The sequence below is a fragment of the Paraburkholderia sp. genome, from assembly GCF_028283785.1.
Classification (GTDB): Bacteria; Pseudomonadota; Gammaproteobacteria; order Burkholderiales; family Burkholderiaceae; genus Paraburkholderia.
Window position 1 is genome coordinate 387,813 of sequence record NZ_JAPWKB010000005.1, and the last position, 19,847, is coordinate 407,659.

General features: G+C 60.7%; 21 protein-coding genes. 8 read left to right on the forward strand and 13 right to left on the reverse strand.

The annotated features are described in order from the left end of the window. Nucleotides 1–19 precede the first annotated feature (19 nt). Nucleotides 20–967, reverse strand: a complete 948-nt coding sequence (locus PW947_RS05765) for an NAD(P)-dependent oxidoreductase (RefSeq protein WP_299630105.1) — start codon at nt 965–967, stop codon at nt 20–22. Nucleotides 968–1,039: 72 nt separating this feature from the next. Between PW947_RS05765 and PW947_RS05770 the strand changes: the two genes are divergently transcribed. The 6 genes from PW947_RS05770 to PW947_RS05795 all read left to right on the forward strand — a co-directional run bounded on the left by PW947_RS05770 (nt 1,040) and on the right by PW947_RS05795 (nt 7,212). Then, a complete protein-coding gene (locus PW947_RS05770; protein WP_299630106.1) occupies nt 1,040–1,951 on the forward strand; it encodes a LysR family transcriptional regulator in 912 nt (303 codons plus the stop codon). Nucleotides 1,952–2,058: 107 nt separating this feature from the next. Beyond that, nucleotides 2,059–2,844: a serine O-acetyltransferase EpsC gene (gene epsC / locus PW947_RS05775; protein WP_299630107.1), complete on the forward strand. Its 786-nt coding sequence runs from the start codon at nt 2,059–2,061 to the stop codon at nt 2,842–2,844. Nucleotides 2,845–2,847: 3 nt separating this feature from the next. Continuing rightward, nucleotides 2,848–3,750 carry a VOC family protein gene (locus PW947_RS05780; RefSeq protein WP_299630108.1) on the forward strand — a complete coding sequence of 301 codons (903 nt, stop codon included), beginning with the start codon at nt 2,848–2,850 and terminating at the stop codon, nt 3,748–3,750. A gap of 244 nt (nt 3,751–3,994) precedes the next feature. Next, complete coding sequence (gene trpS / locus PW947_RS05785) at nt 3,995–5,023, forward strand: tryptophan--tRNA ligase (RefSeq protein ID WP_299630109.1); 1,029 nt, start codon at nt 3,995–3,997, stop codon at nt 5,021–5,023. Nucleotides 5,024–5,357: 334 nt separating this feature from the next. Then, nucleotides 5,358–6,416 carry a Dyp-type peroxidase gene (locus tag PW947_RS05790; protein WP_299630110.1) on the forward strand — a complete coding sequence of 353 codons (1,059 nt, stop codon included), beginning with the start codon at nt 5,358–5,360 and terminating at the stop codon, nt 6,414–6,416. Next, nucleotides 6,409–7,212 (forward strand): family 1 encapsulin nanocompartment shell protein, encoded by an 804-nt coding sequence (locus PW947_RS05795; protein ID WP_299630111.1) that lies wholly within the window; start codon nt 6,409–6,411, stop codon nt 7,210–7,212. The genes PW947_RS05790 and PW947_RS05795 overlap by 8 nt, the downstream gene beginning before the upstream one ends. A gap of 34 nt (nt 7,213–7,246) precedes the next feature. Here the strand turns inward: PW947_RS05795 and PW947_RS05800 are convergent, their stop codons facing one another. Beyond that, nucleotides 7,247–7,678 (reverse strand): TraR/DksA family transcriptional regulator, encoded by a 432-nt coding sequence (locus tag PW947_RS05800; RefSeq protein WP_366146095.1) that lies wholly within the window; start codon nt 7,676–7,678, stop codon nt 7,247–7,249. 307 nt (nt 7,679–7,985) lie between these two features. Beyond that, a complete protein-coding gene (locus PW947_RS05805; RefSeq protein ID WP_299630112.1) occupies nt 7,986–8,867 on the reverse strand; it encodes an aldo/keto reductase family oxidoreductase in 882 nt (293 codons plus the stop codon). An 85-nt stretch (nt 8,868–8,952) separates the two neighbouring features. On the opposite strand from PW947_RS05805, the gene PW947_RS05810 reads away from it, so the two are divergent. Next, nucleotides 8,953–9,606, forward strand: coding sequence for a TetR/AcrR family transcriptional regulator (locus PW947_RS05810; protein ID WP_299630113.1), 654 nt, complete (start codon nt 8,953–8,955; stop codon nt 9,604–9,606). A 634-nt stretch (nt 9,607–10,240) separates the two neighbouring features. On the opposite strand, the gene PW947_RS05815 is transcribed toward PW947_RS05810, so the two are convergent. The 5 genes from PW947_RS05815 to PW947_RS05835 form a co-directional block, all read right to left on the reverse strand. Further along, on the reverse strand, nt 10,241–10,651 hold the full coding sequence (locus PW947_RS05815) for a hypothetical protein (RefSeq protein WP_299630114.1): 411 nt from the start codon (nt 10,649–10,651) through the stop codon (nt 10,241–10,243). A gap of 207 nt (nt 10,652–10,858) precedes the next feature. After that, nucleotides 10,859–11,347, reverse strand: coding sequence for a hypothetical protein (locus tag PW947_RS05820; RefSeq protein WP_299630115.1), 489 nt, complete (start codon nt 11,345–11,347; stop codon nt 10,859–10,861). A 262-nt stretch (nt 11,348–11,609) separates the two neighbouring features. Next, nucleotides 11,610–11,996, reverse strand: a complete 387-nt coding sequence (locus PW947_RS05825) for a VOC family protein (RefSeq protein ID WP_299630599.1) — start codon at nt 11,994–11,996, stop codon at nt 11,610–11,612. A 236-nt stretch (nt 11,997–12,232) separates the two neighbouring features. After that, nucleotides 12,233–12,712: an ASCH domain-containing protein gene (locus PW947_RS05830; RefSeq protein ID WP_299630116.1), complete on the reverse strand. Its 480-nt coding sequence runs from the start codon at nt 12,710–12,712 to the stop codon at nt 12,233–12,235. A 222-nt stretch (nt 12,713–12,934) separates the two neighbouring features. Continuing rightward, nucleotides 12,935–13,441, reverse strand: a complete 507-nt coding sequence (locus tag PW947_RS05835) for a GNAT family N-acetyltransferase (RefSeq protein WP_299630117.1) — start codon at nt 13,439–13,441, stop codon at nt 12,935–12,937. Nucleotides 13,442–14,105: 664 nt separating this feature from the next. Between PW947_RS05835 and PW947_RS05840 the strand changes: the two genes are divergently transcribed. Continuing rightward, the gene (locus tag PW947_RS05840; RefSeq protein ID WP_299630118.1) at nt 14,106–14,726 is read left to right on the forward strand and encodes an NAD(P)-binding domain-containing protein; all 621 of its coding nucleotides are present in this window, start codon (nt 14,106–14,108) and stop codon (nt 14,724–14,726) included. Nucleotides 14,727–14,882: 156 nt separating this feature from the next. Here the strand turns inward: PW947_RS05840 and PW947_RS05845 are convergent, their stop codons facing one another. From PW947_RS05845 to ygiD, 5 genes are all read right to left on the reverse strand, one after another. Next, nucleotides 14,883–15,860 (reverse strand): helix-turn-helix domain-containing protein, encoded by a 978-nt coding sequence (locus PW947_RS05845; protein ID WP_299630119.1) that lies wholly within the window; start codon nt 15,858–15,860, stop codon nt 14,883–14,885. A 151-nt stretch (nt 15,861–16,011) separates the two neighbouring features. Continuing rightward, nucleotides 16,012–16,929 carry a LysR family transcriptional regulator gene (locus PW947_RS05850; RefSeq protein WP_299630120.1) on the reverse strand — a complete coding sequence of 306 codons (918 nt, stop codon included), beginning with the start codon at nt 16,927–16,929 and terminating at the stop codon, nt 16,012–16,014. After that, nucleotides 16,926–18,002, reverse strand: coding sequence for an acetamidase/formamidase family protein (locus tag PW947_RS05855; protein ID WP_299630121.1), 1,077 nt, complete (start codon nt 18,000–18,002; stop codon nt 16,926–16,928). The genes PW947_RS05850 and PW947_RS05855 overlap by 4 nt, the downstream gene beginning before the upstream one ends. Before the next feature lie 19 nt (nt 18,003–18,021). Further along, nucleotides 18,022–19,029: a PDR/VanB family oxidoreductase gene (locus tag PW947_RS05860; protein ID WP_299630122.1), complete on the reverse strand. Its 1,008-nt coding sequence runs from the start codon at nt 19,027–19,029 to the stop codon at nt 18,022–18,024. Then, nucleotides 19,026–19,847: a 4,5-DOPA dioxygenase extradiol gene (gene ygiD / locus PW947_RS05865; RefSeq protein ID WP_299630123.1), complete on the reverse strand. Its 822-nt coding sequence runs from the start codon at nt 19,845–19,847 to the stop codon at nt 19,026–19,028. Before ygiD ends, PW947_RS05860 begins: the two co-directional genes overlap by 4 nt.

Below are 19,847 nucleotides of genomic sequence, written 5' to 3' on the forward strand. Positions count from 1 at the left end.
CGATACTCCTTTGATCGGGTTACTTCGGTTCGATGAACTGGACGATGCGGTTGAAGTCTTCGGCGTCGCCGATCGACTGCTCGCTGGCCGCCCACAAACGCCCCGCCTCGACGGCGATCGGCGCTTCGACGTGCTGGCTGCCCAGCAGATCCATCGCAAGACGGACGTCCTTGCGCATCAGCTTCATCGTGAAGCCCGAATCGAACTTGCCATTGAAAATCCACGTCGGGTAATTCGTCAGCGTCGCGCTGTTGCGGCCGGAACCGCCGCTCAGCGCTTCGATCAGCTTTTCCGGATCGACGCCGACCGACTCCGCGGCGCGCACGGCTTCGCTGGTTGCCAGCAGATGAATGCCGGTGAGCAGGTTGTTGATGATCTTGGTGACATGGCCCGCGCCGACCGGCCCGACATGCACGCGCTTCGCGCTCATCACGGCGAGGATCGGTTCGACAGCGGCGACGTCTTCGTCCGAACCGCCGAGCACCATCGTCATCGTCGCGGTGGCCGCGCCCTTCGGGCCGCCGCTCACCGGACCATCGACCAGACCGACCTTGACTTCACCGAGCGCCGCCGCGACCTTGCGCGTGCTGTTCGGATCGGCGGTGGTGGTGTCCACCACGATCAGGCCGGGCTTCGCGTTGGCGGCGACGCCGCCGCTGCCCAGCACCACTTCTTCGACGATGGCCGAAGTCGGCAGCGACAGGATCAGGACATCGACGTCACGCGTGATCTCCGCGATCGATCCACGCGCCGCGACGCCTTCTTTCGCGAGCGTGTCCGCCACGCCGGGCGCGGCGTCGAAGCCGAGCACGGTGTATCCGCCGCGCTTCAGCGAAAGCGCCATGCCGCGCCCCATGTTTCCCAGTCCGATGACACCAACCGTCTTCATAAGTCCACTCCGTTGCGATGACGCTTCGGCCGAATAGAGAGCTCTATCTGTCGCCGTTCGCGTGTCTGGTGATGTCATGTTCGGCTTTTGGTCCCCTATAATCAATCAACGCCAATATTGGAAACGTTCTGTTTTTTAGAACAGGGAGCTATGGCAGACAACCTCACCGAAAGCCGGATCGTCTATTTTTTCGAAGCGGTCCGATGCGGCACCATTCGCGCGGCAGCCGACTGGCTGAACGTCGCGCCGTCGGCAGTCAGCCGCCAGATCGGGCTGCTGGAGTCGGAGCTCGACGTGACGCTGGTCGAGCGGCACGCGCGCGGCGTCAAACCGACCGAAGCCGGCGAATACCTGATCGAATACTTTCGCGAGCAACTCGCGCATAAAGACGATCTGATCTCGCGCTTGCAGGAACTGCGCGGCCTGCGTACCGGGCACGTCAGCGTCGTGCTGGGCGAGGGTTTCGTCTCCGATGTGCTGGCCGGTCCGATGCAGCAGTTCTGCAAGCTCTATCCGGGCATCAAGGTGAATCTCGACCTCGGCAGCACCAACGACGTGATGCGGCGCATCTCGGAAGACGAAGGAGAAATCGGTCTGGTCTACAACCCGCCGGCCGAGCCGAAGATCGTGTCGCGCGCGTTCAAGCAGCAGCCGATGATGGCCATCGTCGGGCCGCATTTCCCGCGTTCCGGCAAGCAGAAATCGATGACCATCCAGGAACTGGCCACCTATCCGCTTGCGGCGACGCATCCGGCGTACGGGACGCGGCAAATGCTGCAGGCAGTCGAATTCGCGGAGAAGATCCGCCTCGACCCGGTCGTGACCACCAACTCCATCAATATCCTGAAACAGTTCGCGCGATCGGGGCTCGGACTGGTCGTGCTGCCAGCGTTCGCCGTGACGACCGAAATCGAAACCGGCGAACTCCACGCGATCGAAATCGACCATCCGATCCTTCAGAACGCCGAAGCGCATCTCGTCACGCGGGTGGGGCGCAAGCTGTCGGTGGCTTCGAACAAGATGCTGCAGATGATGACCTCGCAAATGCGGGCATTTCGCTGACGCGGCGGGCGGGTGACCGGCGATCTGATTTTTAGAACAAACTTCCGCATCGTCGGCAATCGCCTTTGTTTTTGGCGATTGGACACTGTCGCCAAAGGAGGCAAATCTTGACGACCATCGACCCGCATATCCTGTGGCAGACCATTCGTAGCGAGGCGGAACGCGAGGCGCGTGTTCGGCCGATGTTGCAGCGTTATTTCGATTCGTCCGTGCTGCGGCACGACGGCATGGACGACGCGCTGGCGTCGCTGGTGGCCGCCGAACTGGTACGGATCGACGCGAGCTTGCCGGACCTGTCCGCGGAGTTCGGTGCGCTCGGCAAGGAACACCGTCTCGGCGACAGCACCGCCGCCGATATCGTCAAGATCTCGTCGTCGAACCCCGCCTGCCCGAATGCACTGGCCGCGCTTCTGTCGTTTCGCGGCATTCAGGCGCTGCACTTTCACCGTCTCGCGCACGTCTACTGGCGCGCGGGCGAAACCACCTTCGCGGTGCTGCTGCAAAACTGGTGCGCGAAGTCGTACAACGTCGATATCCATCCGGCCGCGCGCATCGGCAAAGGCCTGTTCGTCGATCATGCGATGGGCATCGTCATCGGCGAGACCGCGGTTGTCGAGGACGACGTCAGCATGTGGCACGGCGTGACGCTCGGCAGCACGTTCTCCGAATCCGGCGACCGTCATCCGAAAGTGCGCCGGGGCGCGACGCTGGCGGCGCATGCGGCGATCCTCGGCAACATCGAGATCGGCGCTGGCGCTGTCATCGCGGCGGGCAGCGTGGTGCGCACCTCGATTCCCGCCGGCATGGTGGCCGCAGGCGTGCCCGCCAAGGTCATCAAGCCGGTCTCCGGCACGTATGCCGCCATCACGGCGCCCACCCGCAACGAGGACTGACGGATGATTCCACCCAACCAGCACCGGCTCGGCATCGATCATCCGGTCGTCTCCGTCCGGAATCACCCCGCGGCCGTCGCGCAGTTCGTGCGGCTCGGTTTTGCGCCGAGTCCGATTTCGTATCACCCGTGGGGCTCGGTGTTGACGTTGATGATGTTCGAAAACAACTTCATCGAACTGATCGGCGTCGACGATCCCGCGAAGTTCGGCACCGGCGAGGTGGAGGGCTTCTGCTATGGCCGGACCCTGGGCGATTTTCTCGCGCGCTCGGAAGGGCTCGGCCTCGTCGCGCTGCATAGCAAGGACATCGAAGCCGACTTCGCCGCCGTCAAGGCGACCGGTTTGCCCACGCAGCAACGCGTCGAGTTCCGTCGCAAGCTGACCAGGGCCGACGGCACGCCGGACGAGGCGGTCGTCTCGCTCGGCATGGTGATGGACACGGAATCGGGCGACATCTCCAACTTCCTGTGTCAGCAGCATCGTCCGGAATTCATCTGGCGTCCGGACTGGCAACATCATCCGAACGGCGCGGTGGCGGTGGACGAAGTGATCTATCTCGCGCCGGACCCCGCAGCGCTCCATGCGCTCGACACGCGCTGGCGCAAGCTGTTCGGCGACGCGGCCGTGCGCCACTTCGAAGGCCGCGTCGAAGCCGACACCGGTTGCGGCAGCATGGTCGCGCTGACGCCGGCGCAAGCCACCGCGCGGTTCAACGGCCGCCTGCCGCACGCGTACACCGACAAGCCTCGCGGCATCGCGCTGCGGGTACGGGTTCGCGACCTCGCCCAGACGAAGCAGGTACTCGCGCAAAACGGTGTCGCGTTCGACACGACGCCGTGCGGGATCATGGTGTCGCCCGAAGACGCCGGCAACGCGATCATCGAATTCGCGGAGGCGAACGGTTAGCACGCGTATCACGGGTTCGTGCGGCTTCCACGGTAAGGAGAGACGACGCGACGCCGCCATTGCTATAATCGCGCAGATGGATACGAGCCCAACCCTGCTGAATCTGCATCGATGGTGGCACGCCTGAAGCAGGCGGCCCGTTTCCCCTCGTTCATCGAAAACGTGATGCCGCCAGTCCTGGCGGCATTGTCGTTTCTGCGCGCCGATGACTGGTGGTGTCGGCAAAACACGGACAACAGAGCCCATGTCGCAAGCAAACCAGACTGAACAGCAACCCGTCATCCTTACCGGCGACCGCACGACCGGTCCGCTTCACCTCGGGCATTACATCGGTTCGCTGCGCTCGCGCGTGCAGCTTCAGCACGAAGCGAAGCAGTTTCTGCTGCTGGCCGACGCTCAGGCAATGACCGACAACGTCGGACGTCACCAGAAAGTGACCGAAAACGTGATGGAAGTCGCGCTCGATTACCTCGCGGTCGGCATCGATCCGGGCAAATCGACCATTTTCATTCAGTCGCAAGTGCCGGAACTGGCGGAACTGTCCCATTACCTGCTCAATCTGGTGACGGTCGCGCGTCTCGAACGCAATCCCACCATCAAGTCCGAAATCGTGTTGCGCGGTTTCGAGCGCGACATTCCCGCCGGTTTCCTGACCTACCCGGTCAGCCAGGCCGCCGACATCACCGCGTTCAAGGCGACCCGTGTACCCGTCGGCGACGACCAGCTGCCGATGATCGAGCAAACCAACGAACTCGTGCGCCGTTTCAACAATACGGTCGATCAACAGGTGCTGGTCGAATGCGAAGCCGTGCTGTCGAAGACCGCGCGTCTGCCGGGCATCGACGGTAAGGCGAAAATGAGCAAGTCGCTCGGCAACTCGATCGCATTGGGCGCGACGCCGGACGAAATCACGAAAGCCGTGAACAACATGTACACGGACCCGAATCACCTGCGCGTGAGCGATCCCGGTCAGGTGGAAGGCAACGTCGTGTTCGCGTTCCTCGATGCGTTCGAACCGGACGTCGCGATGGTCGAAGGGTTGAAGGCGCATTATCGTCAGGGCGGTCTCGGCGACAGCGTCGTCAAGCGCGCGCTCAACGAACGTTTGCAAGCGATGCTCACGCCGATCCGCGAACGCCGCCGCGAACACGAAGCGGATCGTGGCGCGGTGCTGGAAATCCTGCGTCGCGGCACGATGCATGCACGCGAAGTGGCGGGTCAGACCGTGTCGGAAGTGAAGGCCGCGCTCGGCCTGAACTACTTCCAGAGCTAAACGACGGACATCGTCGGGACGCGGAGCGATTCGCGTCCCGATGCGCCCGGCGCGTTGCCGCTGTTTTCCCGTTGTTTCTGCGCTGTATTCCTTTTCTTCCGCCTTTCCCTCCGCTTCTCCGCTCTCCCGCTCCGCCTCTCTGCACACGCTGTCCGCATGAATTATCCGCGCGGTATACCATTTACGGGCGTGTCGACGGTCGATCCTGTCGCGCGTATTGCGTTCTTCTGGTTGCAAGACGAAGCGTGACAGATGCATGACGTGAGCGCATCGGCACACGTCTTTCAATCGTCGTTCGATCCTCACCGATAACAGTCTCTCGATCCTCAAGCCGATGCACAACGATATCCCGGAACCGCAGGCCATCAGTCATGACGTCACCCGCAGCGCGATTTTCATCGTCGCGACCATCGGCCACGGTGCCGATCAGGCAGCCAAGGTGCGCGCGTGGTGCGCCGATATCGCCGCGCACGTGCGCTCGGTCGGCACGCGTGCGCCGTCGGGCAAACTGTCGTGCGTGTGCGGATTCGGTTCGGATGCGTGGGACACGCTATTCGGCGCGCCGCGTCCCGCACGTTTGCATCCATTCCGCGATGTCGTCGCGGGCGAGCGCCGCGCGTTGGGCACGCCCGGCGATTTTCTGCTGCATATCCGCGCCGATCACATGGACCTGTGTTTCGAGCTTGCGACGCAGTTGCTCGGCGCACTCGGCGACGCAGTCACGGTGGTGGACGAAGTACACGGCTTTCGCTACTTCGATATGCGCGACATGGTCGGTTTCGTCGATGGCACCGAGAATCCAACCGGTCGCGCCGCCGACGAATTCACGCTGATCGGTGACGAAGACACCGGCTTCGCGGGCGGCAGTTACGTGATGGTGCAGAAGTACCTGCACGATATGGACGGCTGGAATGCATTGTCTGTGGAGACGCAGGAACGCATCATCGGCCGGACAAAACTGTCCGATGTCGAACTGGACGAGGCCGTCAAGCCGACGCGTTCCCATAGCTCGCTGACCACGCTCACCGAGAACGGCAAGGAAGTCAAAATCCTGCGCGACAACATGCCGTTCGGACGCCTCGGCGCGGGTGAGTTCGGTACGTACTTTATCGGTTACGCGCGTGCGCCCGATCCGATCGAGCAGATGCTGGAGAACATGTTTATCGGGCGGCCGCCGGGCAACTACGACCGGCTGCTCGACTATAGCCGCGCGGTCACGGGCGGACTCTTTTTCGTGCCGTCGGCGGAACTGCTGGAGGCATTGGCAGATCGCGATCCGCCCACCGTCACGGCCGCAATCGAATCGCAAGCGGACACGTCTACGCCTGTCGAGCCGCGCCACGACGGCTCGCTGAATATTGGCTCACTCAAGGGAATCGCCCAGCATGAATAACTTGCATCGCGAACTTGCGCCCATCTCTCATGCCGCCTGGTCGCAAATCGAGGACGAAGTGGCACGCACGTTCCGGCGCAGCGTCGCCGGGCGTCGCGTTGTCGATGTAAAGGGACCGGGTGGAACGCAACTGACCGGCATCGGCACCGGACATCAGAGCACGATTGCCGCGCCGCAACCGGGCGTGGTGGCGAAGCTCGCCGAGGTCAAGCACCTGGTCGAATTCACCGTGCCGTTCGAGTTACAGCGCGATGCGATCGACAGCGTGTTGCGCGGCGCGAACGATGCCGACTGGCAACCCGCGAAAGACGCGGCGAAGCAACTCGCGTACGCCGAAGATCGTGCGATTTTCGATGGTTATCCGGCCGCGGCAATCGGCGGACTGCGCGAAGATTCGTCGAATCCAGCGTTCGCGCTACCCGCCGATATCAGCGACTACCCGAACGCGATCGGCAACGCGCTCGAACAGTTGCGTCTTGCGGGCGTCGACGGCCCCTATTCCGTGCTGCTCGGCGCGGACGCCTACACGGCACTCACCGAAGCGCGCGATCAGGGTTATCCGGTGATCGAGCATATCAAGCGGATCGTGAACGGCGACATCATCTGGGCGCCCGCGCTGGCGGGCGGCACGGTGCTGTCCACACGCGGCGGCGACTTCGAACTGCATCTTGGCGAAGACGTGTCGATCGGTTATGCGAGCCATACCGACAGCGTCGTGCGTCTGTATCTGCGCGAAACGCTGACGTTCCTGATGTTGACGAGCGAAGCCTCGGTGTCGCTGACATCGGCGGAATGATCGATGGCGGTCCGATTGCGTCGCGCCCGGACCGTCACGTTCCCCCTTCGCGCCGGCTCTGCTCGGCGACGGTGAAAATCGCCTCGGGCATTGCTTCGAGGCGGCCTTGGGGAATCGGATCGCCACTCTCGTCGGAAAGGCCATAGGTGCCTTCTTCGATCTTTTGCAGCGCACGCGCGACATCGCCGATACGTTGATTGTTGACGTCACGCAGCGACTGGTCGATTTCATCCTGCGCCATATTCTGCGCGTCGTCCTCGTACTCTTCGGCCTCATCGCCGTGCTGCGCCTGCGCCGTCCGCTCATCGTCGATCGTGCTTTGTTCGCCGCCCAGCAATTGCTGACGCATCGCTTCGAGGCGTGCGCGCTGTTGCGCGATAAATGCTTCACTCAAGCCACTTTGCTGTCCGGTCATGATTTTCTCCGTCCCTGGGTACACGCTACGCGCGTTGGCGATGCGGGTCATGCGAGCCTGATCCGACCGTTGCCGGCGCTTATTTGAGGGTAGTGTAGAAACGGGATTTGTGCAGGGCGAGTGGCGGGTTGATGTGGCCGTTTTATTGGGTGGTGAAAGCGGAGGGGGATTTGATGGGTTTCTTCATACTAGTGGGGAATGGGCGCTGCATTCCGCGCCTTCTCCTTGCAATTTCACTACGGCAAGCGATGGTCTGGGTTACGGCATCCCGGCTGTGGCGGATTTCGCATTGGCGAAGCCACTCACACGCGTGAAGCGCTCGCCTCGAACGGTCGCAGGAAGCGTATCGCAAACCGTTCTAGTCTTCGGTCTTCGCGGAACCGATTTTGTCCAGCGACGCCAAAACATCATCGGGCAGGTCTAGCTTCACGCTCTCGACATTCTGCTTCAGATGCTCGACGGAAGATGTGCCGGGTATCAGGAGCACGTTGGGCGAACGCTGCAACAGCCATGCAAGGGCGACTTGCATCGGCGTTGCATTGCACTGCTCCGCAGCGTGACTGAGCGCATCGGCCTGCAACGGGGAAAAGCGACCGAGTGGAAAGAATGGAACATACGCGATGCCATCTCGTGCAAGACTATCAATCAGTGCATCATCGTTCCGATGAGCGAGGTTATACATGTTCTGCACGCACACAATCTGCGTGATCGCGCGAGCCTGTGCCACTTGATTCGCGGTCACATGGCTTACCCCGATGTGACGGATCAAGCCCTTCGCCTGAAGCTCCGCGAGCGCGGTCAAAGGCGCTTCGATGTCGCCCTCGGTCGGTGCTACAACATTGAACATCACGCGAAAGTTCACGACGTCCAGCACATCCAGCCCAAGATTGCGAAGATTGTCATGCACCGCCGACTCCAGTTCGGCGGCCGTCGATGCAACGTTCCACGACGCATCGCTGCCTCTAGTGGCGCCCACTTTCGTGACGATCGTCAGCGCGTCGGCATAAGGATGAAGCGCTTCGCGGATGAGCTCGTTTGTCACGTGGGGACCGTAGAAATCGCTCGTATCGATATGCGTGATTCCACTTTCGACCGCAGCACGCAGCACGGCAATCGCTGCAGCACGGTCTTTCGGTGGGCCGAAAACGTGAGGGCCTGCCAGCTGCATCGCGCCGTAGCCCATGCGTGTAACGTCCAGATCACCGAGTTTAAAATTTCCAGCGCGCGTTGCATCAGTCATTGATGTACTCCATTCGGGTTGTCGTTTCGTTGCGGCAAGATGTGGGAATAGAATACGAATAATTATTCATATTGTGAATTCGCATATGCCGATCGATAACGGACAAGGGCTGGACGCCCGCAAACAGCCACAGCAGGCGCGTTCCCAGGCTACCGTAGACGCGATTTTTGAAGCGACTATTCAGGTTTTGCTGGCGGAGGGTTTGCAACGACTCACCACGATCCGGGTGGCTGCGAGAGCTGGCGTATCGGTCGGAACGCTTTACCAGTACTTTCCTCAAAAGCAGGCGCTGCTGTTTGCGGTGTTGCAGCGGCATCTGGAGAGAGTGGTGGGCGCGATGGAGAATGCTGCGGCGTCAGTACACGACGCCTCTTTGTCGACCATGGTGAAGGTTGTTGTCGCCGCGTTCGTGAAAGCGAAGACCGCCAATCTGGACGAATCGCGTGCGCTATACGCGGTTGCGCTCGAACTCGACTCGCGCGGCTACGTTCGCGAAATCGAAGCTCGCAGCCGCGCTGCGCTAGAGGCGATGCTGAAGACGGCATCAGACGTGCATTTCGACGACCTGGCCATGACCACGTTCATGTTTTCGGGAGCATTGGTTGGTCCCGTCCGCCTGCTGCTTGAGAGCAAGTCGTCGCAGTCGATGCTGCGCAAGTTTCGCGCTCAACTTGAGTCGCTTTGTTTAGGGTATATGGAGCGCGAGGCACGTCCCAGGCATACGGCGGATTTGGGTTGAGTGTGGCAGTGTCCCGGGAAACCAGGATGTGGCGGGGTTGCTGCTTCGGGGGGCGAAAGCTGTAGAGGTTTAGTTGACTTGGAGCCGAACGGGTTGGCCGGACGACGTCTGATGCGACGCTTGCTGGTTCAAAGTTGGAGTCGCGGTTCGCGCAGGTTTGAAGTATCCGGGTTGTGGGTCATTCAATGCTGAAGTATCGGTGTGGCGTCGGGATAGGTCGCATAGTGGCCACTGTCTCTGATCGACCCTGAACGGACAATCGGACGTCTCGAAAGCGGACGTTCGCCTCACTCGAATGCACGCTGTATCTGGTTGATTAGGGCCGCGAGTTCTGGTTTATCGCCCCACATGTCAAATTCCCGAGTCGCAATCAGTCCCATCGTAAGCGGTCCCTGTTTAGGCCTCGACGATTCACCGGAAATTTGAGCGCGGCACCACGTTAGTTGGCGATGAATGCTGTGTACGTTCGGCCACGTTCCAGTCAGCGTGGGTTCAATGGCCAACAATGCCTTGTCGATCTTAAATAGCAGTTCAGCGTCCGTCATCACAATCCACAAAGCGAGCCTCATTTAAAGAAGATATTCGCTGGTGCTTCTTTCCATTGTGGGCGAAACGTAAAGTCCGTAGTAGTCAGCTAACCCATAACGATGCCATCCGCACCGTAAACTTCGCACTCGTCGCCTTGCACTTTCGAGTCAAGCAACTGCGCTAGCTGCCACATCTTGCGGAGAATCTCACTGTCAGGATTTTTGACTACTACATTGCCTTGCCGAAAATGAAACCAAGCCGTGTTCCCACTCACGCCGCCTCCTGGGTGGGCCGCCGTCCAGACTGCCAACCCGGCGTTTTTTATCCGCAAGACACTGCCGTCGCCCACGATCGCACTCGCGTAGCCATCAAGACGCATATCTTGGTTAGACTGAATAAGCGCCTCCCACTCCTCAATGCTGATCGTGGGTCCACTCGCGTCGAACCAATTTTCTTTGCGGGTGATGTGGACGTCGTATCCCATAGCTTTATGTTTGTACTTGCGTTCGTTATCCAACGCCGCATTGTCGACTATCTAGCAACCGAGGTCGAGTGACCGCTCATGGCCGAACCTGGAAATCCAGCTGCTGCCGGCGATCGCTTAGCGCGCAGCCATGCCGAATTTCCGCAGTCGACCCGTTGCCGCCGTTCATATTTCTCCAAAGCGGTCGTTCAAAGTCTCACCGGAGTCAAAAGACCGCTTCGCTGTCCACACTACGTGCAGCTACGACCCACAGAAAGGGCCTTGCTCACCCATCGCGCGCTTCCAGGTGTGTTCAGTGCTGGAAACCGGCGCAGGGGAAGCGAATGGCGCGGCAGGAGTACCCGTGTCGTTCAGATCGATATGACAGCGACCGTCCGTCACCGAGAGTAGAGCGACATAGCGGTGGGTGGCTTCCGGTGTGAACGTAAGAGTGTCGACGCAGAATTTCTCGGCTACCAGCATATTCTTTGTGTAGAACATTGAGAAAGACAACGGCGCGTTTGGCGTTACTTTGCGCGCAATCTCCTTCGCAGCATCCATTACGGGAAGATGATGCCGCTCGGTGCATTCAGCCGCGCCTCCATAAATAAATGCTTGTGCTGTGAAATCGCCCGCTTTGCGAAAAACGATAGTGGCGGCGTCTGTCTGGGACGGTTCCTGATAGGTTGTCGCGCAACCGGTGATGGCGAGCGCGGATGCGCCTAGCATAAATGTTCGAATAAATTTCATGGTTATTGATTCGGGATATGTGCTGATTAAAATCACACGCAATCACGCTCAAAAATACGAGCACGTTGAATCATCCTTTACGGCATCTAGGAAGATATCTTGAGAAATTATTCGTTCTGCAGGCGAGCTCAAATCATAGTTTGCTAACGATTTCCACGCTGACGTTGACCGTCCGTTTGTGGCCGGAGTTTGCCCTTTACGCGATCGGGCGACTTGCTGCAAAGCGATCGAACTGGCGTCCAATTGCATTACGCATGCATCATCAGGACCATGCCGAGTTTTGCAAAACGATTCGATAACCATCGTGATCCTCAAATGTTCTACCTGACACATCCCAATAAGGGTTGAGCGACGTCACGCAAACAAATCCGCTCTCGGCGAGGCGATCGCAAGTCGACTGCCACTCAACTCGATCCGGGGCGTAGAACACCAGCAAATCCTCACGTGTCGGTGTTGGCGCTACCGGATGTTCGTGGCACTGCGTGAACTCGAAGTGATAGTCCATGCCGGGACGTCCAAGCATCACCCCATCGAACCCCTGATGGTCTTGAAATTTTGCCAGCACAACGAGGCTGAGCGCTGCGCAATACATGCTTTCTGCCCGCGAAAGGTCGCTGACAGGCCTGGCGATTCTGAGGTGTGATTGCATCGGTTTGGTTATCAGGTCGTTGACCAAGAGTGTCAGAACATCGATCCTCCAGAATACGTCGAACGAAAATTGTCGCCAATTCTCACCGCCTTGCCGAATGACCGTTCATGGCCGCTCACTGCCCGATGCGATACCTATACGCACGCTCAGCTTCGCACGCATCGATCGGCAACTGGCGAACGAATCGGATAGGCGCTATCGACCCGGAAGAGACGTTCAGTACCGTCCGAGAACAGTCATTCGTGGCGCAGGACGGACGTAAGCGTGTAAAGAACCTCAAAACTTTCGCATACGAGAGGCATCGAATGGTCAACAACCCGACCAATTCGGCTGCACTCATCCGTGAAGAAGCGCCAATGCTCCGCTCGCCAATACGTCAGCGAAAGATCTCCTTCGCCTTCGCTAGCGGCGAATTCAGCACCGACGCGGTCAAATGGGACGATTTGCACTTCGGTGACTCGTAGAACGAACGCGGGTTTATCATTCCAGTCGAGCACGATTTCCATGTCACCGACCTCTGGAATCGACTCGCCGTCGAAGTCCCAAGCCGAAACCAGACTGCATGTACCACGCTTCACGCCAGCAAGAATGAGTGCAATAAGCGACGCCGAAAGAGCTTCCGAATCTCCAAATCCACCAATTCGAACATACCCTTCGGGGAGATGCATACCTCGCTCGGCCAATTCGGCGACTAGCTCTCCTACAGTTTTGCCCATATGTCGACGCCCTTTCGATTACATCCAGTTGTATCGAAACCTCACGGGCGTTGATTGTCGACTATTGGTCGGGGCGTGTCGAATGTCTCAAAATGGCCGCACGGAGTCGGCGGCCTCTGTCGACTTCGTGCCCTCGGGCTTGCCTACATGCAGCAAGCATAAGCTGACCTTGAAACGAACTATTGGGTTTGGCCAAAGCTGCCATTCACCGTCTGCTTCGGGTCAAGGTGAGGGACCGCGAAGCTTCCGTTCCATTACGATCAGTTCGCCCGTGAATCTCGGATTTTTCAGGCGGCGGATCTCCTTAAAACCGGCTCCCTGCCAGAATGCGAGCGCTCTCGGATTCGTGGCAACGGCTCCTAATTGCAGACGCCTGTAGGCCCATTCCCGCGCCATAGCTTCAATCAGTACGACCGCTTCGCTTCCATATCCTTGCCCCTGATGCTTTTCCGAAAACAATAAAAGACCGATCCACAGACAATCATCGGCGCTACTCCCTCGGATCAGGTCGGCGCAACCGATCATGTTTGTTCCGACAGAGAAGCCGACTATGGCTTTGTCTTTCGCCTCTTTATTGCTCGGTTTTCCAAAGAAAAAATCTTCAACATCCTCCTCGGACGGTGGCCGCCCCTCGACAAGCTGCGTATAGGTTGGAGCTTCTTGAAAAATGCGATGTATCTCGGCCCGGTCGTTGTCCGATTCATGAGAGAGCGTGCGGATACAGAGCATGGTGGAAAATCGCGGTGCGTAAAGATGTTGACGAGCTAAACAGATCGATTGTCGACGATTCCGGAGTCTACGTCGACTGACCGTTGGTGGCCGAAGTGAGCCGCACGTCATCGACATATCAAATTGCACCCACGAAGAATTTAGTCCGGTCAACCATCGACGATAGCATCGAGACTGGCGATCGCCCTCCCGCGAAAAGTACGACGTTGCTGACTACCGCAAGCTGCTATCTGCGTCAGCGTCCACGGTTAAGGGTTCCGCCGAATCACTTAGCTCGTCACGACCGCTCGGGTGACGCAACTTCCCATGCCTATAAAGGGCGAACGTCGGTGAGCGGCTCGTGGCGCTCTGAAAGCTCGACACCGCTGCGTGGCGTCTCAATGGCTTTCCACGAACTGAGCGCAGACCAGGCAATCGCGATGATGTCGCGGGCGACCGATTTCAACCCCGCACAGATCGTTGATGCGAACTGATGTACGCCTGGCTCGATCCGCAAGGAGGTTTTCTCGGGCACGCAGTGAACGTCAGTAGACAGAACGCATTGACCGCGTGCCCGTCCTGTCGTTTCGTACTCGCCTCCTGTAGACACACCGTCAACCTCTCCGGCATTTATCGCGCGCGCCCCATCCGGTAAATTCACGCTCACGCAAACAAGGAGAATGTGATGCAAATTACGGTGGTGGGATACGGCAACGTCGGCGCGGGAATGGTCAAGCAACTGTCGGCCGCAGGTCACTCGGTAACGGTCACGGGCCGTCAGATGGAGAACGCCGAAAAGGTGGCGACGCAATATGGCGCACGAAGCGCACCGCTCGCCTCAGCTTCGGACAATGCAGAACTGATTGTGCTGGCAGTGCCTTACGATTCGGTCGCTGCCGCACTCGACGCGCTCGGCACCCTCGACGGCAAGGTAGTCGTGGATGTCACCAATCCGCTGACCAGCGACTACATGGGCCTCACGATCGGCCACACCACCTCGGCCGCCGAAGAGATCGCGAAGCTGACGGGCGCGAGCGTGGTGAAGGCGTTCAATACGTTGTTCGCGCAAGTGCTCGGCGAAGGTCCGGTGTTTCCCTCGCAGGCAGCGTCGGTGTTCGTCGCTTCGGACGACGCCGCCGCGAAAGAACGTGTGGTCGCAGTGGCCGGCTCGATGGGCTTTTCAACCATCGACGCAGGCGGTCTGAAGAACGCCCGCTATCTGGAAGCCGTCGCCGGTCTGAACATTTATCTCGGTTATGGTGCGGGCCTCGGCACGCAAATCTCGCCGACGTGGATCACGCGCTAATCTTGTCGCGCGAAGAACCTTAAAAAGGCCCGCCGCACTCATCGTGCGGCGGGCCTTTTTTCATCCATCCTGTCATCGACCCTTCACCTTTGCCGAACGTTCGCACGACGGAAACAACACCGGCCACAAACGGGCGACCAATGGCCGCCGCTTCCATCACGCACTCAACTCGTGTGCCGACTCCACACGCGCGATCACACCGGTCATCGCACGGCACTCGCGAGCCGTCATGTCGTACTTCGCGCGAAAACTCCGGCTGAAATGCGCTGCGTCGTTGAAACCCCAGCGAAAGCAGATTTCCGACACCGACAGGCTGCGATGCGCAGGGCTCATCAGATCCTGCCGACAGCGTTCGAGACGCCGGTCGCGCAGGTAGGTAGTGAAGCTCAAACCCGCGTCTTCGAATAGTTTCTGCAGATAACGCGATGACACCCGCTGCTGCTCGGTCACCCGCGTCAGTGACAACTCGGCGTCGCCGAGCTGCTGATCGATCGATTGACAGATCCGCAGGAAATGCGCTGCACGCGTGCGGTCGCCAAAGCGGCGCGTCGCATGCGCGTTCGACAGGCTCGCCACCAGAAACTCCGACAGCGCCACTTCGACCGGATGAATGTCACTGGCATCGAAGTCTTCGAGATCGTCGCCGACGGCGCGCAACATGCCCGACAGCACGCGCGTCAAACCAGCCTTGGCGGGCAGCAGCCCGCAATCGAGCATCTGCGGATCGACCAGCCCCGGATGCAGCAAGGTCAGCGGCACACGCACATACAGCAGCCGAAAATCCGCCGGCAGTTCGAGCGTCGAATCGCGCCCGCTCGGGCCGTACAGCATGTCACCGCGCGAGACTTCGACCCGCGTACCCGCGCCCTGAAACACCGATTGTCCGTCGAGCAGCAACGCCAGCCATAAGGCGGCCTGCTGGTTGCGATAACAGCCCGAGATGGTCAGCGGCGTGGCGCGGACCCGCGAAAATTCGATACCCGTCGGCGATACCAGACCCACGACATCGCCTTCGAAACTATCGTCGATGGCCGTGGGACTCATCGGCAGACACACCGCGTCCATCGCTTCCTGCCAGACATACGGTCGTTCGTGGCTCGTACTTTTCTGCGTCGAAAAGTGCCAGGATTTCATTGCCATACCTGCGATCCCCGATCAAGCAATTGACTTGAGTCAACACATGCAATTGGCGCGCCAAGTGCTCGATTTGCTTTTCACGGGCCTTGTAGCGGGTCGTTCACGCGCAACGTGCCCGTTGTCGTGCACGTTGCACCGCTGTGAAAGACTAGCGCCCGACGAGGCGCGTCCATGGTGCGTCGCTCCATTGCCCGGCAAGATAGTCGATGGCGACGCGGATTTTGGCGGGAAGCTGTTCCCGGCTGGGATAGACGGCATAAATGCCGATTGGCGGAGGCGCGAACGCGTCCAGCACCGGCACGAGCGAGCCGCGCTCGATGGCAGGCATCACGAGGAAGCCCGGTTGCAGGACCAGCCCGATGCCCGCCTCGGCCGCGGCGATACAGGTCTCGCCGTTATTGGCGGTCATTGCCGGACGCGGCCGTCCGATGTGTTCGACGCCGGTTGCGCGTTCGAGCAGCCGCCAGTCGCTCTTGTCGGAGAAGTAGCCGTAGGCGACCGACTGATGCGCTGCGAGATCCGCTGGCGTCTGCGGCGTGCCATACCGCGCCAGATAGTCGGGCGAGCCACAGACATAAAGCGGCGTGCTGGCGAGCCGACGGTGCACCAGCGACGATTCCGCCGGCCGCGCGATCCGGATCGCGAGATCGAAGCCTTCCGCGACCAGATCGACCAATGCATCCGACAACGTGATGACAGGCCGCACCAGCGGCGCGCGTTCCAGCAGACCCGGCCACAAAGGCGCGAGATGCGCGATCCCGAAACTGACCGGCGCGCTGATCCGCAACTCGCCCGACGCGTGATCGCGTTCGCTTTGCGCGAGGCGGTCGGCGGAATCGAGTTGCAGCAGAATATCGCGGCAGGCGTGGTAATACGCTTCGCCCGCTGCGGTTAGCGCGACCTTGCGGGTAGTCCGGTGCAACAGCCGCGCGCCGAGCCGTCGCTCCAGTTCCTGCACGGTGCGCGACGTCAGCGCGCGCGAGACACCTTCCGCATCGGCGGCGGCGGCAAAGCCACCCGATTCGACCACGCCAACGAAGGTTTCGATCTCGCGCAAGCGGTTCATTTTTTCCCAAGCTTCGGGAAAATCCCGCGAGGAATTCGCACATGCGCGCCGAGCGTCGCATCGACCACCTGCGTAATGCCGACATCGCCCGCCACGCTCATCAGCGAATACGCATCGTTGCGCGACAGGCCGACATGCTCTTCGAGCAGCGTCATCGTATCGAGCGACGCATTGCGCAACGCGCGGTCCAGTTGCGGATCGAAACCGTGGACGATCCAGCTATCCGGCGTTTCGAGCAGCGGGGTCGGAAAGGTAAAGTCTTTGCGCAGGATAATCTGCATCGTCACGTTCAGCGACGATTCGATCGCAGTGCCGCTGATCTCGCCGTCGCCTTGCGAGACGTGCGGATCGCCGATCGAGAACAGCGCGCCGGGGACCTGCACCGGGTAGTACATCGTCGCGCCCGCACCGATGCGCCAGTTGTCGATATTGCCGCCGTGACGGCCGGGTGGAATCGTGCTGACGCGGCCGTCTACCGCAGGCGCGACGCCGGCCGTGCCCAGATGCGGACGTGCCGGAATGCGCACGCCGTTCAGCGCGGGCTCCCGATCGCAGACTGGACAATCGGTCATCGTGCCGGGGACCAGATATTTGCCCTTGAAATCGTACGCATAAAGCGCCGACGCATGGTTCGCGCCTTCGTCCAGTTCATAGATGGTGACGCGTTCTTTCTCGCCCATTTCCTTGTACAGATAACCCCAGTTCGCGGCGAGGTTCGAGCCGTACCGGCAGCGCGGCGTCATCTGCATGTAGCGAACTTCAAGCATGTCGCCCGGCTGCGCGCCTTCGACGAAGATCGGACCCGTCATGATGTGCACGCCGGGATTGCGGTCGTCTTCGGGAATCGCTTTCCACAGCGCGTGCAGCGCGTCGTCCATCATGAGATCGGGCGCATCGCCGGCGTGATGCGTGACAGCTTCCGCAAAAATCAGGTCGCCGCTACGCACGGTCAGCGCCGGTGCCAGCGCGGCGTCGAAGTAGCCCCAATGTACGTTGGCCGGTGTTGCGCGCAAGGTATGCAGCGCGGACGGTTCGGGATTGGCGCGCGGCGCGCCCTTTGGAATGAATGCCATGTGAGCGATGAAATCCAGTTTAAAGGTCTAGAACGAGAAGCGGTGTTTTTGCGCGCGAGCAGCATGGCGTGAAAACCGTGCCCGATGCCTGCTCGTCGGCACTCAGAATCCAGTCGCGATGGTCGGGCGTGCCGGCCAGCACGCGCGTCGTGCAGGAGCCGCACACGCCCTGCTCGCACGACATCGGCACATGCACGCCGATCCCGGCGAGCGCCGCACACACGCTCTGGCCGACCGCGACCGGCACGCGCCGGCCGCTCGATGCGAGTTCGACTTCGAATGGCAAGTCGTTGGGCTGGTTGGCCTGGTCGCTGTCGGCATCGCTACGATCGGCGGACGACGGCGCGGCAAAGCGCTCGCAATGCAGATGGTCTTCGGGCCAACCCATCGCGCGGGCCGCACCGAGCACCGCGTCGATCATTGCGAACGGGCCGCACACATAGAGATGCCGACCGGGTTCGAAACCGCCCGTTAGCAGCGTGAAATCCGTACAACGCCCCAGATGACGCGTGACCTTGCCCGCCCACGGCGCGCGGCCGATTTCATCGACGAAAGCCTGGCGCGCCGCCGACGACGCAAAATCGTGCATCTCGAAGCCGATGCCCGCGTGATGCAGCGACCACGCCATCGACATCACCGGCGTAATGCCGATCCCGCCCGCGATCAGGAGCGGCGGCCGCGTCGCGGGCGTCATCGCGAAGTGGTTGCGCGGGCCGAGCGCGTCGAGTGTGTCGTTCACGCGCAGCGTCTCGCACAGATAACGCGAGCCGCCGCGACCGTTCCGCTCGTGTTGCACCGCGATCGTGTAGCGCGACGAATCGGCGGGATCGCTGCACAGCGAGTAATGTCGCCGCTGGCCGTTGCAGTCAATTTCCAGATGCGCGCCCGCCTCGAACGGCGGCAACGGCAGATAGTCGGCCGCTTCGAGATCGAACGCGACGATGTCGTGCGCGACCTCGAACCGACGGGCCACGCGCAAACTCAAGCCAATCCCCGTATCCATCGTGATGGCCTCGCGCGCGCTCATGCGGCGAGCGACGCAGGCGCGTCGGCCGTTTCACCGAGGATAAAGCTCAACATGCTGAGCGAGCCGTATTCGAGAAAGTTCGATTCGATCCGCACCGGATCGTCTTCGTGACGCGCGCCGAGCGCGTACAGAAACGGCCAGTAGTGATCGGGCGACGGAATCGAACGCGCAGCGTCGCCGCCGGCGCTCTCGTAATCGATCACGTCGTCCGGACGGTTTTCGATGATCGCTTTCAGCGCGTGATCGTGAAAGCGCTGTGCCCAGTCGTAGCCCGTTGTCGGCGAACCCCAATCCATCGCGGACAGGTTGTGCACGACGTTGCCGCTCGCGGCGATCAGCACGCCTTCATCGCGCAGCGGGCGCAGCGCGCGGCCGATCTCGTAGTGATGACGCGCGCCGCGCGTGCGGTCCATGCTGATCTGGATCACGGGAATGTTCGCGTGCGGAAACGCCTTGAGCAACACCGACCACGTGCCGTGATCGAAGCCCCACGCGGCGTCCAGCGTCACCGGCAGCGGCGCCAGCAGTTCAGCGACGCGCGCGGCCAGCGCCGGATCGCCCGGCGCCGGATAACGCTGCTCGAACAGCGCGCGAGGAAACGCGCCGAAATCGTGAATGGTGCGCGGATTCTGATTGGCCGTGACGGCCGTGCCGCGCGTGAGCCAGTGGGCGGAAATCATCACGATCGCACGCGGCATTCCGGCAGCCGCGCCCATCGCCGTCCAGGCCTGGGTGGCGCGGTTGTCGTCAATCGCGTTCATCGGGCTGCCGTGACCGAAGAACATCACGGGCATTCGGGCGGAGGAAGAAGTAGGCAT